1 protein-coding gene is annotated in these 1787 nt (G+C 43.6%); it reads right to left on the reverse strand.

Translation table 11 applies throughout. From position 1 onward, the window contains the following. Positions 1–1787: hemagglutinin repeat-containing protein (locus U736_RS11310; protein WP_034452132.1), on the reverse strand; the 1787-nt coding region annotated here is incomplete at both ends.

Here is a 1787-nt window from a genome sequence, read left to right on the forward strand (position 1 = left end):
GCAGAATCGGCTTCTGGAAACACAACAAAATAAAGCGGTACATTTTTATTCTCCGCATGTTGCTCTGCATAAACAGCAGCCTCATAGGGTGGGGTAAAAATGCCATTGAGGGACACATGCACCTTGCCATCAAAACCAGCTTGTAAATGCTGCTTTTCTTCATCCGTTAAATAATGAAACTTAGGTATTTTTTGTCCACGAGCGTCTCTTATAGGTACCCCATTTGCATCTATTTCATAGATTGTATTGCCATTTTCATCACGGTCGACCACGGCGATGGGGTGCTCTTTGATAAACATGGTTTTATAGGAATCATCGCTGTATTTAAACCCTTCTTCTAAGAGTTGCGTTACCATTTCGCGGTTTTCATGGACGATTTGTTCCAGCTTGCCTACATCGAGTTGTTGTACACCCTTATGGGCGGTGGCAGTATCACGATTAAGGGAGGCTATGGATTGCTCAACATCTTGTCCTGTCAATGCCTTCTGCCCTGCTTCATCAGTAATGACGATGGTGCCATCACTAATAGCAGATTTGGTGTATCCTTCCTCTGAATCTTTAGCTTTTGAATGATCTAAGACATTTTTGGCAATGTTTTTCCCGACACCATATTTGCCCTGATACATTGGACCACCCGCAGCAATGCTGATCCCATCGCTGCTGGCTTTAGCATGCGCACTGTTGCTTATATCACTGGTGCTAATGCTTCCTGTGGTCAGACTGTTTTTTTCTGCCGGCGCAGTGCTTTCAATAATACCTCCGGTCAGGGTTGTTTTATCTTTAACGTTGATATCAAAGCCGCCATCACCCGCTTTGATGCCTGATTGTTCCACAACACTATGATAATCACTAGAGGATTTATCCTTGTTTAAGGAAATATTGGTTGTGGCTGTACCCTCCTTTCCTCGGCTATTATAACCAATGGAAAGAGAGTTTTGCTTGCTGGAACTTTGTCCCGTATCACTCTGGCTTTTTATGGTCAAGCTTCCTCCCACATCCACTTTGACTTGATTTCCAGAAACCACGGCGCCTGCCAATGTGGTATCCTCTCCACTGCTGGTATGAACAGTGCCAGTGCCAACAATATGGCTGTTCTTTTGCTGAACTTCCTCACTGGAACCCTTGCCTTTACCAAAAGAAGCATTCCCCATCCACCCTGTACCACCAGTACCATAACTATACCCAACATTTACCGAAGCGCTTTCATTGTGGTTTTGTGTGCTTTGTGTGTTTTGTGCACTTTCAAAGAGGATATGTTGTCTTGCATCCAAGGTGATATTCCCGCTCTGTTCATCATTTGCATAGACTGGATTGGTACCAGCGATAATATCAGCGCCAATACTATGGATGCTGCCTTCATGGGCATGGATATTAATAGAACGCCCTCCTTCTATACTATTTGTTACCGCAGTAGATGTCTGAACAGATGCCTCCTCCTTCTCTGTCTTAAAGCCCACGGTTACGCTAGCAGAAACATCAGCAATATCACGAATAGACTGTTTGTTTCCACCTTTCATCCCATTATAAAGACCTTTGCCTTTGCTATAGAGATCATAGCCTTTTAGACCAGCAATAAGACCATTACCGATTTTGTGTTTTGTATCCCCATGACCAAAACGTTTGGCTGCATCCTTTACATCTTTTACTGTACCAAGAATACCCACATTGACAGAGGCTGTCACACCAGCAAAAGACTTTTCATGCTTTTCTTTTGCGTTAGAGGTATCATAGCTTTCTGATAGGGTGATATTATTGCCAGCATCAATGTTGACATCACGATCCGCCGA

The organism is Bartonella grahamii ATCC 700132 (assembly GCF_000518085.1).
In the GTDB taxonomy this organism is placed as follows: Bacteria; Pseudomonadota; Alphaproteobacteria; order Rhizobiales; family Rhizobiaceae; genus Bartonella; species Bartonella grahamii.